This window comes from Kribbella sp. NPDC055110, from assembly GCF_053607525.1.
In genome coordinates, this window is sequence record NZ_JBSGTS010000014.1 from 79,361 (window position 1) to 91,367 (window position 12,007).

Below are 12,007 nucleotides of genomic sequence, written 5' to 3' on the forward strand. Positions count from 1 at the left end.
GCGGGTTTCTCACGGTCAGGACACCGGCAGTCAGGACACCGGCAGCACCCAGGCGTCGTCACGCAGCAGATCCACCGGCCCGCCCGGCGTCGTGGCGGTCACCGTCAGACCGTCGCCACCGACAACGACATCGGTGTGCACTGTCGAGTTGTTCAGCCCGAGCTCGTAGCGCTCGTCTGCCGTCAGCTCCAGCCCCTTCTCGACGGCGAACGGAAAGCTCTGTCCCCAGGCGATATGACAGCCGGCGTTCTCGTCGAACAAGGTGTTGTGGAAGACGATCCCGGCCTGCGCGATCCGCGACTCCCGGTCGACCAGCGCCACCTCGCCGAGGCTCCGTGCCCCGGGATCGCCATCGAGTTGCGACCGGACCAGGTCCGCTCCGCTCGTAGCCGAGACGTCGGTGATCCGGCCACCCGCGATCGTGAGCCGGAGGCCCTCGATGACCTGACCGGAGATGACGACCGGTCTGGCCAGCCGAACCACGCCATCCGCGCGTCGCCTGTCCGGGCTGGTGAAGACCTCTTCGGTCGGGATGTTCGGCAGGTACGCGACGCCGGCCGGATCGACCACGGAGCCACCGGTCCAGCGGCAGTCGGGCAGCAGACCCACCGTCAGATCCGTCCCCTCCCCCACATACCTGAGCTCGCTGATCTGCAAGGCATCCAGAGCGTCGCACCGAGCGGCGAGGGCCGCCGACCGTTCCCGCCACGCCGCGACCGGATCACTCTCGTCGAGGCGCATGGCTCGGGCGACTACGTCCCAGAGCCGGTCGACGTCCGGCTCGCCGTACACCTGGGTGGCCCAGCGAGGGTTCGGAGCGGCCACGACCGTCCAACGCCATCGCCCGCCCATGACCGCCTGCTGCCTGGCCATCGTCTCCTGCCGGCGTAAGGCCGCCACCCGGACGGGATCGATGCCGGCGTACAGGTCCGGATCGGGTGTGTCGACCAGGGCGATCGTCGCGATCCCCTGCTCCGTCCAGTCGCGGGTGCGTTCCAGCGCCCAGGGCCGGTCGGCCGTCAGCGTCTCCAGGTCGGCATGCGTGAGCTCGGAGCGACGGGCGACCGCGTCCGACCAGAGCACCTCCACCCAACCCGCCCCGGCGACGTACGCCGACTCGACCACCTCGCGGGCGATCTCGGCCTGGGCCACGTCGGCGGACACCACCACGCCCTGCCCGGGCTGCACATTCACGCCGACCCGGACCACCAGTTCGGCGAATCGCCGCAACACATCGTTCACTTCAGCCCCCAGACGAAGGTATTCACGTTAGAGTGAACATTGTCAGATGGGTGAACAAAGGGCAAGGAGTCGCCATGGAACAGCCGGCTGCAGCACAACCGGTCCGGGTGATCACCGACCTCGAGACGATGCGGACGCTGTCGGATCCGACCCGGATCGCGATCCTGCGGCTGCTGATGAGCGGCGGCCGTTCCGCGCCGGTGATGTCGGCGAAGGAGCTTGCGGCGGCACTTGGCGAACCGCAGACGAAGCTCTACCGCCACCTCAAGCAACTGGAGGCGGTAGGCCTGATCCGGGTGGCCGAGACCCGGCTGATCTCCGGCATTCAGGAGCAGCGCTACCGCACTGCTCAGCTGGGCTTCACGCTCAGCCGGGAACTGGTCGCGAACGATGCGTCGGCATCCGAGTTTGCCGACACCCTGTCCGCGGTGCTCGGCGAGTTCCACGCCGAGCTGATCGGCAACCTCAGCGCGGGGCGGGTGCCGATCGGCTCGGAGCAGGAGACGGCGCTGGGGCTGCTGATCGGGCGCGGGATGGCGGCCAGGGTGAGTCCCAGCCGCGCCGCCGAGTTCCGGCGGCGGCTGCTGGCACTCCAAACCGAGTTCGACACTCTCGCCGACGACGACCCGGACGGCATCCCGGTGCACCTACTGATCGGCTGGTACGCCGTCACCGAGACAAGCGACTGACCCTCGCTACTTCCAGGCGCGGCGGCGGTTGTCGGTGGACTTCATGGGGCGGGTGGACTCCCAGACGCGGCGCCAGCGGGCTGCTTCGGGGCCGGTTTGTGAGGGGGAGGCGCCGATCGCTGCGCGGCGGCGGGACTCGTACCAGGTGGTCGACTCCTCGTCGAGCAGCGCCGAGACCGCGGCCGCGATCCGGGGCGCGAAGTCCCGGGCGCTCTCACCCGCCAAAGGACGCAGCGGGTCGCCGTACCGGACGTGCACCGCCGGGCGGCCCGGGATCGGCCAGCCGCGGCCGCGCGGCATTGCGGCGAACGAGCCCTTGATGCCGACCGGGATCACCGGTACGTCGTGCTCGACGGCCAGGTACGCCGCGCCCATCCGGAACCGCTGGATCCAGCCGTCCGGCGAGCGCGTGCCTTCCGGGAAGACGACGACGTTCCAGCCGTCCGCGAGCAGGTCGCCCGGGGTCGAGCTCAGATTGCCGCCACGCCGCTCGATCGGGAACGTGTTGAACACGATCGCCGAACCGGCTGCCCGCCACCAGGTGTCGAAGAAGTAGTCCGCCGCGGCCGCGAACGCCGTACGACGACGCATCGCGTCCGGCAGCGACAGCAGCAGCAGCGGGGTGTCGAGGTGCGACGAGTGGTTCGCGACGATGATCGCGGGGCCGTCGAGCTTGAGCAGCGAGTCGAGTCCGCTGACCTGCGGGCTGACCTCGAAGTTCAGGATCGCGTTCAGCGGACCCTTCTGGAGCAGGTCGCGGACGGCGATCGCGGCCGGCGTCCGGGCCCACTTCGTCGGGAAGACCGTGGTCTCCTTCGGGATCACGTACGGCTCGGCCGACCGCGGTACCTGCGGCCGCCGGCCCCACCGCCACCCACGGGCGACCTGCTTCACGTCGCGTGCGGTGTCGCGGCCGAACTTCACCAGGCTGGTGCCCATCAGCGCACGTCCGCGAGCAGGTGCGGCGGGTTGTGCAGGTAGGTGATCGACGGCGACCGGCCGACCGAGTGGCTGACCATCTCGAGCGCGTCGGACAGCGTCGACGCGGACCGGAAGCCCATCCGCTCGACCGTCTTGCGGTTCGCGCCGACCCAGACGATGTCGCCGCAGTGGTCCAGCGCGTGGCTGATCCAGTACCACATGTAGAACGGGTGTACGCCGTGGTACGCGTACGACGTCCGGTACAGGTGGATGTACCACGGGTCCTCGGCGTACTGCTTCTCGAACTTCGCCTCGATCGTTGCCGGATCGGTCGACTCCGACAGCACTTCCTCGAAGAAGTCGACGTACGACGGGTGGTGCAACTGGCTGAACTCGTAGTCGACCGGGTGGTACAGGATGACCGCGCCGTCCTTGCGGACGACCGGGTTGCCCCGGTACGAGTTGAAGTAGTAGCCCAGGCCCATGCACGCGGCCAGGATCGGGTTCATCACCGAGTTCACGTTGTACGGGCCGATGAACGGCACGCCCATGATCGCGACGTCGGACTGGCCCTGGACCTCGACCATGTGCTGACGGTGCACGTTCTCGAGGGTCTTGTCGTGCACCGGCTCGATCTTGCCGGCGTGCACCCCGGTCAGCCCGTAGTTCGAACGGACGTCGGTGAAGATCCTGTGCCGCAGCTTGCCCGGCGCCGCGGCGAGCGCCCGCTTGGTGCCGAGCATCGAGGCCTGGTCCTTGAGCGACCACTCCCACTCGCGCTTCTGCAGGAACTCCAGCGGCCCGCCGAAGATGTCGTTGTTCAGCGTCGTCTCGATCTGGAAGACCTTGACGTGCTGGGTCAGCACCTCACCCATCCGCCAGGCGGAGTGGTGCATCTTCGACGCCTTGTGGTCCATGAAGGAGCGCGAGTGGATCATCGTGTGGCTGTTGTGGTGGTGCTTCAGCGACTTGTACGACGCCAGCCCGATCGACGTCGACTTGTGGCCGCCGTCCATCGCCACCAGGTTCACGTTCACGTAGACCAGCAGGTCGGACTCGGCCGCCCGCTTGGAGATCTCGACGTCCTCGCCGTGCTTGGTCTGGCCCAGGTGGGTCAGGTTCGCGGTGTCCTCGGCGTCGAAGTTGTAGAGCTTCCCGTCCGGGAAGAACGACCGGAAGACCCGCTCGCCGACGATGTCGCGCAGCTCGTTCGGGGTGAGCCGGCGGTGCAGCGCGTTCGCCGAGATCAGCTCGACGTCGTCGACGCCCGCGTCCGCGGCCATCGTCAGCACGGCCTCGATGATCCGCTGCCGGATGTCCGGCTTCTTCATCGGCGGCAGCGGGATGGAGATGTCGTCGAACGCGATGGTCAGCCGCATCCCGGCGTGCAGCAGCTCCGGCAGCGGCTCGGACTCGAGCGGGTGCAGCAGCGCGTTCTGGATCGCCTCCTCGACGTCCCGGACCGGCGGCAGCGCCTCCGGCGGGTACACCACCCGGGTACCGAGCGGGAACCGCTCCAGCAGGAAGCCCTCACCGTTGTGCACGAGCAGCGGCGGCGTTCGGTCGTCCACCTCAAGCACGAAACCTGGCCGAGACATGTTCAGAACCTCTCTCGTCGTACGTTCAGCGCCCTCATGAGGCCCTCACATCGAAAGCAACCTTGACCGTGCCGAGTCGGCCGGCCGAATGCGCGTGGTCCAACGCCTCGCGCCAGCGGTACAGCGGATAGCGCGCGCCGACGATCCCGTCCAGCGGGGCGCGGCCGGCGAGTTCCAGCGCGGTCTCGAACGCCGGGCGGCCGTTCGGCTCCTCCCGCGCGGACGCGTACGTGCCGGTGACCTCGAGCTCGCGGAACCACACCGGCGACAGGTCGGCGCCGCTGGCCGGCATCCCGGACAGCACCACCCGGCCGCCGGCCTTGGTGACCCGCAGCACGGTGTCGATCGAGTTCTTGCTGCCGACCGCGTCGACTGCGACGTCGACACCGCCCAGCAGGAACTCGCCGCCGCTGAAGTCCTGCTTCAGCCGGAACGCCCCGGTCGATCGCCGTACGCCGCGGAACACCTCATCCGGCGCCACGACGTCGCTGGCACCGAACGCGCGCGCCAACTCGCGCTGCTTCGGGTGCTTGGCGACCACGGTGATCCGTCCGGCCTGCGTCAGCTCGCGCAGCGCGAGCGTCGCGAAGAGCCCGACCGCACCGGCGCCGCTGACCAGCACCGACTGTCCCGGCTGGACCTTGGCCCGCAGCGCGGCATGCACCGCACCCGCCAACGGCTCGACCAGTACAGCGCGCTCGTCGGACATCCCGTCCGGTACGGCGTACAGCTGGCTGCGATGCGCGACCATCAGGTTGCCCCAGCCGCCGCCGGTGTCCCGGCAGAACCCGGTCTGCAGACCCGGCGCCACATGGCCGACCGTGATCCGGTCGCACCGGTTGGTGTTCCCGGTCACGCAGTTCTCGCACAGCTCGACGCCGCGCGCTTCGCAGGTCAGCACGGAGTCCATCACGACCCGGGTGCCCTTCGGCAGGTCCTCGCAGTCGTCGAGCAGCTCGCCGACGATCTCGTGACCGGGGACGAACGGCATCGAGACGACCGCGGAGAAGTACAGCTTCGTCGCGCCGGTGACCATGCCGAGGTCCGAGCCGCAGATGCCGGACAGGATCGGCCGGATCCGCGCCCAGCCGTCCCGCTCGGCCTTCGGCTCGTTGATCGTGACCAGACGCAGCGGCGCGGCCGGACCGGTCAGGATACCGGGGATCCGGCCGCCGACCGCCTTGGCCGCGAGGTACTTGGCCGGCGACCGGTACATCTCGAGAGCGAGCATCATCGGGCGTTCACCCCAGGGAGCTCCAGACGGGACGACGTGGACGAGGTCTTCCAGTCGACGATCTGCCAGCGCGCGGCCCGGGCGGCCCGGAACAGCGACACGTCCGGCGAGACCGCGACCGGGTTGCCGACCACCGACAGCATCGGCAGGTCCGAGTGGCTGTCGGCGTAGGCGTACGACTTGGACAGGTCGATGTTGGTCTGCCGCGCGTGGTGCTTGAGCCACGCGGCCCGCGACTCACCGACCAGCGGCGGTCCGGACAGGAAGCCGGTGCAGCGGCCGCGATCGTCGACGGCCAGTTCGGCGGCGACGATCTCGTCGAACAACGGCTCCAACGGACGGGTCAGCGGCCGGACGGCGCCGGTGATCAGGATCGTCTTGTGCCCCGCGGCGCGGTGCTCGCGAATCCGTCGGACAGCGGAACCGCTAAGTCGTTCCAGCACGTGCTCGGCGAGGATCTCGTCGACGATCTGGTTCAGCTCCTCCAGATCCGCACCGGCGTACCGGCGGTAGATCGTGCGGAGGAACGTGCCGCGGTCCTTGCGCTCGGCCGCGATCAGCTTCGGGAGCTTGCGGAGCATCGCGCCGATCTCGCCGGCCCGCTGGGGGCCGTCCAGCTCGGGCAGCCGCATCCACAGGTAGGTCTCGATCACGTTCGACGACAGCAGCGTGCCGTCCATGTCGAACGCCGCGACCACCTTCGCCTCGGACGGCTCGACCTTCTTCAGGACGCCGGCGGACTCGGCGAGCGCCTTGTTCCGCTTCTTGCGGACGACGTCGAGGCGGCGCATCGACTCGGTGACGCTCGGGCAGTGCAGCTCCTGCAGGTAGTACTGCCAGTCGACGACCGCGGTGTCGCAGGCGAACTTCTCCTTGTCGTCACCTTCGAGCCCGTTGTGCAGCGCGAGCACGTTGTCGTCGACGAACTGCAGTTCGGCCTGCGCGTACTCGGAGTACAGGTCCATGTAGCGGCGCAGGAAGTCGAGGCGGCGCTTCTGTACGTCGAGTTCGCGCGCGTACTTCCGGGTCCGCTCACCCCGCGGGATGGTGGTGATGATCTTGTCGGCGATCTTGTGCGCGCGTTCGCCGTACCTGAGCATCGTCTCGACCGAGTCGCCGCCGGGGAACTTCCACACCGGCAGTCGTACGGCGCCACGCTCGCCGAGGTCGAACGGGTGCTTGGAGAAGTACGCGCGGACGCCGGCGTACAACTGCTCGAACGTCAACGGGTTCCGGGAGCCGGAGCCGATGTGGTAGTACTCCGGCTTGCTCAGCTCGGGCTCGGTCGCCATCACCGCGCAGATCGCGCCGACCACGTGGTCGACCGGGATGATCTCGATCACCGAGTCCGGCGACGCCGGGAACTCGGGCAGCTCGCCGCGACCGTAGGCCAGGATCAGCGGCTCGGCCATCTTGAAGCCCTCGATCCAGCCCGGGTGCGGGCTCTGGAGCGCGGACTCGATGATCGCCGGCCGGACGATCGACGTCGGCAACTTGCCGGAGAACTCCTCCACCACTCGCTCGCCGAGCGCCTTGGTGAACGTGTAGCAGTCGGTCCAGCCGAGGCTGCGGGCGCGCTCGGTGCCGGTCTCGACGAGCCGCTTCGCAACCCATTCGGTACGCCGGCGCTCGGTGTCGGCCGCGGCCGTCAGGTGACCGGCGCGCCGGTGCAGCTTCTCGGACTCCTTGCGGAACTTCGCCAGCATCGGCGCGGACCGGGACTGCTCCTCGACCCGGGCCTTCATCGCCATCCCGGCCTCGGCCTCGGTCCGCCAGTCGACGAAGTGGTCAACCGAGGCCTCCGGGATCGCGCCGCGGCGGCGGCCGGCCGTGTACGCCGTGGAGATGTGCACGTAATGCACCGGCCTGCCGGTTTCGACGATCCGCTCGAGCAGGCTCTTGGTGCCGAGCACGTTGGTCGTGAACGCCTCGTGGATCGGCGGGTCGAAGCTCACGTCGCCGGCGCAGTGCACGACGATGTCGAGATCCTTCGGCAACTCCGGTACGTCGGACAGGTCGCCGTCGATGACGTGGATTCGGGCCGCGGACAATGCCTCGGCGTCGGCGTACTCCGTGCCCTCGCCGTAGAACGGCTTGAAGATGTCCTTGCGGAGCAGCTGCGCCATCCGGTCAGCGCCGGTCAGCGAGCCCTTCGGCCGGATGATCGCGGCCACGGTCGTGCCGGGGAGCTCGCCGATGATCCGGTGCAACAGCGCCTCACCGACGAATCCGGTGACGCCGGTGACCAGGACCTTCTTGTCCTTGAGCTTGTCGGCCAGACTCACTTGTTGCCTCCACGCGTGAGTTCGAGTGCCTGTTCCAGGGTGAACGCGCCGGCGTACAGGGCTTTGCCGACGATGACACCTTCGACGCCGTCCGGAACCAGTGTGCTCAGTGCCTTGAGGTCATCGAGGCTCGAGACGCCGCCGGACGCGACGATCGGCTTGTCGGTCCGTGCGCACAGGTCGCGGTACAGGTCCAGGTTCGGGCCCTGGAGCATGCCGTCCTTGGTGACATCGGTGACCACGTAGCGCTCGCAGCCGGCCGTCTCCAGCCGGGCGAGCACCTCGTACAGGTCGCCGCCTTCCTTGGTCCAGCCGCGGGCGGCCAGCGTGCGGCCGCGGACGTCTAGCCCGATCGCGACGCGGTCGCCGTACTGCTGGATGATCCGGTCGCACCACTCCGGGTCCTCGAGTGCGGCGGTGCCGATGTTGACCCGTCGCGCACCGGTCTGCAGCGCGGCTTCGAGGGAGTCGTCGTCGCGGATGCCGCCGGACAGTTCAACCTGTACGTCGAGCTTGCCGGTCACCTCGGCGAGCAGTTCACGGTTGCTGCCGCGACCGAACGCCGCGTCCAGGTCGACCAGGTGGATCCACTCCGCACCCGCGTCCTGCCAGGCCATCGCGGCAGCCAGCGGATCGCCGTACGACGTCTCGCTCCCGGCCTCGCCCTGCACCAGCCGAACCGCCTGCCCGTCCGCCACATCGACGGCAGGCAGCAGCACCAGGTTGTCTGACATGGCCCACACCCTAGAGGGCATTACTGAGAGATCCGTAACCCGGAGCCCTGCTGAGTCGTTTGAAATCGATCTGTCTCAGCAATACCAGTACGTCAAGTGGTCTCATCCTATCCGGCACTCCCAGCCGCCCCCCAGGCGGGGCACAGAGACCTCCCAGGAACGCGCGGCACGCTCGGTCGTGACACCACCCAGAGAGGCTCTCCATGAATGTGAACGCGCAGACCAAGTCGACGAGGAAGCGGCGATGGATCGTTGCCGGGGCGATGTGTGCGGTGCTCGCACTCACCGCAGCCTGCTCGGCATCGACCTCATCGTCCTCGTCACCCACGTCTCCTTCGTCCTCGTCGACCGCGCAGCCACCGGGGCCGGGCGGTGGTCGGGGTCCTGCTGCCGGCGGTGGGTCCAACGCACGGTCCGGTCCGGCCGCGGGAGGCACCGCCGGCACGGTGACCGCGGTGTCGAGCTCGGGCTTCACCCTGACGACCCCCGCAGGACAGTCCGTGACCGTCACGGCGGCATCGTCCACGACCTACCTGAACGGGACAACGTCGACCACCGCGAGCGCCGTCACCAAAAGCGCGAACGTTGTTGTCCTCGGGACGGCGAACGGGACGGCGATCACGGCCGCGCAGGTGATCCTGCAACCGGCGGGCAGTGACGGTACGGCGGCGTCCACCGCGGCCGGTGTGGTTCCGTTCCAGCGTGGCGCGCAAAGTGCGGCGAAGACGGTCGGCCAGATCCCGGCGAACTACACCGAAGGCGAGGGCACGATCGTCAGCGGGACCACCGCGTACCAGGCCGCCGAAGCCGCGCTGGCCGCGTACCCGGGAGGGGTCGTCGACCGCGTCGTGAAGCTGAGCAGCGGCGAGTACGAGGTCCACTACATCGGCGTCAACTGGCCGCACCACATCTTCGTCGACAGCAGCTTCAAGGTGGTCGGCGCCTCCTAGCGCGCGGGTCCGTACGCTCGTGGGCATGATCACCTTGGCAGAACTGGAGGACGATCCGCACCCGGCACTGGCCGCGCTGCGGCCGGTGGCGTGGGTGGAGGCCCTCCAGGCCTGGGTGGTCGCCGGCCGGGGCCTGGCGCTCGAGGTCCTGCGGGATCCGGAGACGTTCACGGTCGACGACCCGCGCTTCTCCACCGCGCAGGTCGTCGGCCCGTCGATGCTGTCCCTCGACGGCAACCCGCACAAGACCCACCGGGCCCCGTTCGAGACACCCTTCAGCCTGGCCGAGACGCGTCGCCGCTTCACGCACCCAGTGCAGCAAACGGTCGATGAACTGATGTCAGCCCTGAAATCGCCCGCCGATCTGCGCACCGGCCTGGCCGGTCCGCTCTCGGTGGCCGTGGTCGCCTACTCACTCGGCCTGCCGCCGGCCTCGGCGTCGACAGTGCTCGACTGGTACACGGCGATCTCTTCCTCGGTCTCCGGGATCTCCGCCGGTCTGCCCGCAACCGCCGAAGGGCGCGCGGCGTTCGCCGAGCTGCACAAGCACGTTGCCTCCGGCATCGATTCCTCCGACTCGCTGCTCGCCGCGGCTGCGCACGCCGGACTGGGCGTCGACGAGATCGTCGCGAATGCCGGCGTACTGATGTTCGGCGGGATCGAGACGACCGAGGGCATGATCACCAACGCGCTCTGGCACCTCCTGACGCATCCCGACCAGCTCGACCTGGTGCTGGCCGACCCGTCGCTGCTGCCGAACGGGATGGAGGAGTCGCTCCGCCTCGAACCGGCCGCGGCCGTCGTCGACCGCTACGCAACCCGCGACGTCGAGCTCGCCGGCCGGCAGATCCGCCGCGGCGACATGGTCACCGTGTCGTTGGCGGGTGCCGGTCGTGATCCCGAGGTGTTCGAGTCGCCCGACAAGTTCGACGTACGGCGGGCCAACGCCCGTCGGCATCTCGCCTTCGCGAGCGGACCGCACATCTGTCTCGGCATGCATCTGACCCGCCTCGAAACGCTCGTCGCGCTGGAGGCCGTCCTGAAACTCCCCGGGCTCCGCCTGGCCGCGGACTCGCCTCCGCCGCGCGGTCTCGTGTTCCGCAAGCCGACGGCGCTGCGGGTCAGCTGGGACGCGTGAGCACGAGCATCGTCGCGGAATAGACCGGCATCACCCGATCCGGATCCCGTTCCGCGTCCTCGGCGAACCTCGCGAACCCGGCGTCCATCTGTCCGCCGGCAGATGCTCGAACGTCGACAGCGCGCGATGACTGAGCCGCTGGTACCGCTCCCGCAGCGTGCGCGGCTCCTCGGCGGCGATGTGTACGACGTCGTCGCCCGGCGTCAGCCCGGCCTCGACCGCGAGCGCCTGAGTTTCGGGTAGCGAGATGTACATCGCGGCGTCGACCTCCCGCGCCGACGGGAAGTACCCGTACCAGAACAGGTCCGGCATCAAGTCCGCGAACTGCGTGCGCAGCAGCGCGACTCCCCCGGGCCGCAACACCCGCCGTACCTCACGGAGACCCTGCAACGGATCCGGGAAATGATGGAACGACAGGAACATCAACACCGCGTCAACCGATGCCTCAGGCAACGGAATGTCCTCGGCGCTGCCCTTCAGGTACGTCACACCCGGATGCGGCGCCTCCTCGGCCGCCGCCCGCATCCGGTCCGACGGCTCCACGCCGTACACCTGCCCCTGGAACCGCGCGGCCAGACCCGGGGTGAGCCGACCGGTCCCGCTACCCAGATCGAGAACGTCCAACGGCCGCCGCTCCGGGAGGTACGCCGCAAACGCGCCGGTCCAACGCCCTACCTCAGCAGACGAAATCCCCCGACCCGCAACATACACACGCCCCATCCGCCCGTCGTAGTCGACCATGCTCAGAGGCTATCCGGCTCTTGCGACTGATGTGCGGATGGTCGACGGGGTTCTGGGGCGGTGCCGGGACCCGCTGGGATCCGACATGTCGGTCGGCTGGGTAGTGCACCTGAGCACGAACGCACCCACGCGTACACCGTCCCACCAGCGCACTACCTGTCGAGCTTGCACATCCGACCACCGCGAGTCCCGCCACCGCGAGCAACCGCGCTGCCACCAACCCGACCACCCAGCCAGCCAACGCTGCAGCCCCATGCCAGCCCCCGTGCCAACCCGCCGACAGGCCACCGTTGGGCGGCTCATGTCACCGCCGGCCACCTACTCCCCCGCCACCGCACACACAACCCACCAGCCGACACCACAACACCCACCCACCCATCCGTCCAGCAGAAGACCGGATATCCCCTCGTGTTGTGGGTTCTCCCCTCTAGTACCAACAGAGAACCCACAACACCGCCGGATATCCCCCCGCGTA

The 12,007-nt window shown here is 68.9% G+C and carries 10 protein-coding genes; 3 read left to right on the plus strand and 7 right to left on the minus strand.

The features are described from left to right. Positions 1-30: 30 nt before the first annotated feature. Positions 31-1,242 carry an aminopeptidase gene (locus ACWF0M_RS22520; protein WP_452237639.1) on the minus strand — a complete coding sequence of 404 codons (1,212 nt, stop codon included), beginning with the start codon at positions 1,240-1,242 and terminating at the stop codon, positions 31-33. 74 nt (positions 1,243-1,316) lie between these two features. Between ACWF0M_RS22520 and ACWF0M_RS22525 the strand changes: the two genes are divergently transcribed. After that, on the plus strand, positions 1,317-1,931 hold the full coding sequence (locus ACWF0M_RS22525) for an ArsR/SmtB family transcription factor (protein ID WP_452237640.1): 615 nt from the start codon (positions 1,317-1,319) through the stop codon (positions 1,929-1,931). Between the two features lie 6 nt (positions 1,932-1,937). On the opposite strand, the gene ACWF0M_RS22530 is transcribed toward ACWF0M_RS22525, so the two are convergent. From ACWF0M_RS22530 to priA, 5 genes are read right to left on the minus strand one after another with little or no spacing between them, the layout of a single operon-like run. Continuing rightward, positions 1,938-2,870, minus strand: coding sequence for a lysophospholipid acyltransferase family protein (locus ACWF0M_RS22530; RefSeq protein WP_452237641.1), 933 nt, complete (start codon positions 2,868-2,870; stop codon positions 1,938-1,940). Continuing rightward, complete coding sequence (locus ACWF0M_RS22535) at positions 2,870-4,450, minus strand: lactate racemase domain-containing protein (RefSeq protein WP_452237642.1); 1,581 nt, start codon at positions 4,448-4,450, stop codon at positions 2,870-2,872. The genes ACWF0M_RS22530 and ACWF0M_RS22535 overlap by 1 nt, the downstream gene beginning before the upstream one ends. 34 nt (positions 4,451-4,484) lie before the next feature. Beyond that, positions 4,485-5,684 (minus strand): zinc-dependent alcohol dehydrogenase, encoded by a 1,200-nt coding sequence (locus tag ACWF0M_RS22540; protein WP_452237643.1) that lies wholly within the window; start codon positions 5,682-5,684, stop codon positions 4,485-4,487. Beyond that, positions 5,681-7,969 (minus strand): HAD-IB family hydrolase, encoded by a 2,289-nt coding sequence (locus ACWF0M_RS22545; protein ID WP_452237644.1) that lies wholly within the window; start codon positions 7,967-7,969, stop codon positions 5,681-5,683. The genes ACWF0M_RS22540 and ACWF0M_RS22545 overlap by 4 nt, the downstream gene beginning before the upstream one ends. Next, a complete protein-coding gene (priA, locus tag ACWF0M_RS22550; RefSeq protein ID WP_452237645.1) occupies positions 7,966-8,703 on the minus strand; it encodes a bifunctional 1-(5-phosphoribosyl)-5-((5-phosphoribosylamino)methylideneamino)imidazole-4-carboxamide isomerase/phosphoribosylanthranilate isomerase PriA in 738 nt (245 codons plus the stop codon). The genes ACWF0M_RS22545 and priA overlap by 4 nt, the downstream gene beginning before the upstream one ends. Before the next feature lie 500 nt (positions 8,704-9,203). On the opposite strand from priA, the gene ACWF0M_RS22555 reads away from it, so the two are divergent. Beyond that, positions 9,204-9,653 (plus strand): hypothetical protein, encoded by a 450-nt coding sequence (locus ACWF0M_RS22555; RefSeq protein ID WP_452237646.1) that lies wholly within the window; start codon positions 9,204-9,206, stop codon positions 9,651-9,653. Positions 9,654-9,678: 25 nt separating this feature from the next. After that, positions 9,679-10,791 carry a cytochrome P450 gene (locus ACWF0M_RS22560; protein ID WP_452237647.1) on the plus strand — a complete coding sequence of 371 codons (1,113 nt, stop codon included), beginning with the start codon at positions 9,679-9,681 and terminating at the stop codon, positions 10,789-10,791. 30 nt (positions 10,792-10,821) lie between these two features. On the opposite strand, the gene ACWF0M_RS22565 is transcribed toward ACWF0M_RS22560, so the two are convergent. After that, positions 10,822-11,532 carry a class I SAM-dependent methyltransferase gene (locus ACWF0M_RS22565; RefSeq protein WP_452237648.1) on the minus strand — a complete coding sequence of 237 codons (711 nt, stop codon included), beginning with the start codon at positions 11,530-11,532 and terminating at the stop codon, positions 10,822-10,824. Between the last annotated feature and the right edge of the window lie 475 nt (positions 11,533-12,007).

Coding starts and splice junctions, on each gene's coding strand:
- ACWF0M_RS22535 (WP_452237642.1), bottom strand. CDS start 4,450: ATGTCTCGGCCAGGTTTCGTGCTTGAGGTGGACGACCGAACGCCGCCG.
- ACWF0M_RS22525 (WP_452237640.1), top strand. CDS start 1,317: ATGGAACAGCCGGCTGCAGCACAACCGGTCCGGGTGATCACCGACCTC.
- priA (WP_452237645.1), bottom strand. CDS start 8,703: ATGTCAGACAACCTGGTGCTGCTGCCTGCCGTCGATGTGGCGGACGGG.
- ACWF0M_RS22530 (WP_452237641.1), bottom strand. CDS start 2,870: ATGGGCACCAGCCTGGTGAAGTTCGGCCGCGACACCGCACGCGACGTG.
- ACWF0M_RS22540 (WP_452237643.1), bottom strand. CDS start 5,684: ATGATGCTCGCTCTCGAGATGTACCGGTCGCCGGCCAAGTACCTCGCG.
- ACWF0M_RS22565 (WP_452237648.1), bottom strand. CDS start 11,532: ATGGTCGACTACGACGGGCGGATGGGGCGTGTGTATGTTGCGGGTCGG.
- ACWF0M_RS22560 (WP_452237647.1), top strand. CDS start 9,679: ATGATCACCTTGGCAGAACTGGAGGACGATCCGCACCCGGCACTGGCC.